Here is a 1,749-nt window from a genome sequence, read left to right on the forward strand (position 1 = left end):
CTCCCGAAGCGACGCCGCCCACAACGCAAGCGTCTCCTCAATCGACGCTGCCTGCGTCCACGATCTTCGAATCATGGTTGCCCATGGATTCAGAAACCCACTAAAAAAACAACTGTAATGCTAGGTCGCGTGGACAGTTATCTTAGCCAGAGCAGAGTTGCCGCGATAGCGACGACAGCGAAGTAATTTCGTGCGGTTTTTTCGTAGCGCGTAGCAACGCGCCTGAAACGCTGAAGTGGACCCCGGATTTTGGACCAGCGGCTTAGGTGGTGCGGATGCCGTTCCGTTTTGATAAACGGAGCGGACCATGAAGAAGACGAGACGGAAAATCGACGCGGCGCTGAAGGCAAAGATCGCCTTGGAGGCGCTGCGAGAACAATCAACGGTGACGGATCTGGCGCAGCGCTACCAGGTGCATGTGAACCAGATTTACGCCTGGAAGAAGCAGCTTCAGGATCAAGCGGTTCGGGCGTTCGACGCGGGCGCTGGTCGGGATGGCGAGGCGGCCCACGAACTGGAGGTCGAGAAGCTCCACGCCAAGATCGGACAATTGACGGTCGAGCGAGATTTCTTAGCCAGGAGGTCCGGAAGATGAGCGCGCCGGATCGCCGAGGATTGCTTCAGCGCGATCATGAGAGTCTGTCGATCCGCCGGCAATGCCAACTGCTGAGCGTTGCGCGATCGAGCGTATATCGGCCGCCGCGGCCGGCCAATGACAACGACCTTGAGCTGATGCGGCGGATCGATCAGCTGGTCACGGCCTGGCCGTTCCTGGGCTCGCGGCGGCTGACGGCAATGCTCAATGGCGAAGGCTGTCGCATCAATCGCAAGCGTGTGCAGCGGTTGATGCGCAAGATGGGCATCGCAGCGCTGGGACCAAAGCCCAGAACCACAAAGCCGGCGCCGGGACACAAGATCTTCCCGTATCTCCTGCGACATCTGGCGATCGACCGGCCGAATCAAGTGTGGGCGGCCGATATCACCTATGTGCCGATCGGCCAGGGCTTTCTGTATCTGGTGGCGATCATCGATTGGGCGAGCCGTGCGGTGCTGGCCTGGCGCCTGTCGAACACGATGGACACATCGTTCTGCGTGTCTGCGCTCGAAGAGGCCTTGGCACGCTTCGGCCGGCCTGAGATCTTCAATACCGACCAGGGCAGCCAGTTCACCAGCGCCGCCTTCACCGGCACGCTGGCCGCCACCGGCGTCAGGATCTCGATGGACGGTCGCGGGCGCTGGATGGACAACGTGTTCATCGAGCGGCTGTGGCGCTCGCTCAAATACGAGGACATCTATCTCAAGGGCTATTCGGATGGCCACGAGGCCAAAGCCGGAATTGCCCGATGGATCGAGTTTTACAATTTCCAGCGCCCTCATCAGGCGCTGGAAAACCGCGCGCCGATGGCGGTCTGGCGGGCCGGTGTCACCGGCGCATTCGGCGAAGAGGCTGTGGATATGACGCTTCTCGCAAGCGAGAAGCTTGGACAACGCTGCGCGTTGCCCACATCCCCACAGCCACAACAGCAGCAAGCAAGAATAGCGTAAAGTTATTGGCAAGAACGAACGGCAGCAGTTCCACTTAAGAAACCGGACCCAGTGGTCCTCAGCATAGGGTCCACTTCAACGCTTCAGTTTCGAGAAGCAGCATTCGATTAGATGACGCTCGGCATAGAGGGGTTTGTTGAGCGGATATTTGATTGCCCGTGAGGGGTTGTTCGGAATGACGGCTTGAGCGCCTTTTGCGGCGAT

At 59.3% G+C, this 1,749-nt stretch carries 3 pseudogenes; 1 reads left to right on the forward strand and 2 read right to left on the reverse strand.

The features are described 5' to 3' along the window. Positions 1 to 137: 137 nt before the first annotated feature. Positions 138 to 236: pseudogene (locus ACZYOF_RS43575) on the reverse strand (IS5/IS1182 family transposase); the annotation flags it as partial. Positions 237 to 307: 71 nt separating this feature from the next. Here ACZYOF_RS43575 and ACZYOF_RS43580 point away from each other — a divergent pair. After that, a pseudogene (locus tag ACZYOF_RS43580) lies at positions 308 to 1,401 on the forward strand (IS3 family transposase); the annotation flags it as partial. Positions 1,402 to 1,623: 222 nt separating this feature from the next. Here the strand turns inward: ACZYOF_RS43580 and ACZYOF_RS43585 are convergent. Then, positions 1,624 to 1,749 (reverse strand): annotated as a pseudogene (locus tag ACZYOF_RS43585) (IS5/IS1182 family transposase); the annotation flags it as partial.

It is taken from the genome of Bradyrhizobium sp. LeoA1Lang (assembly GCF_055413685.1).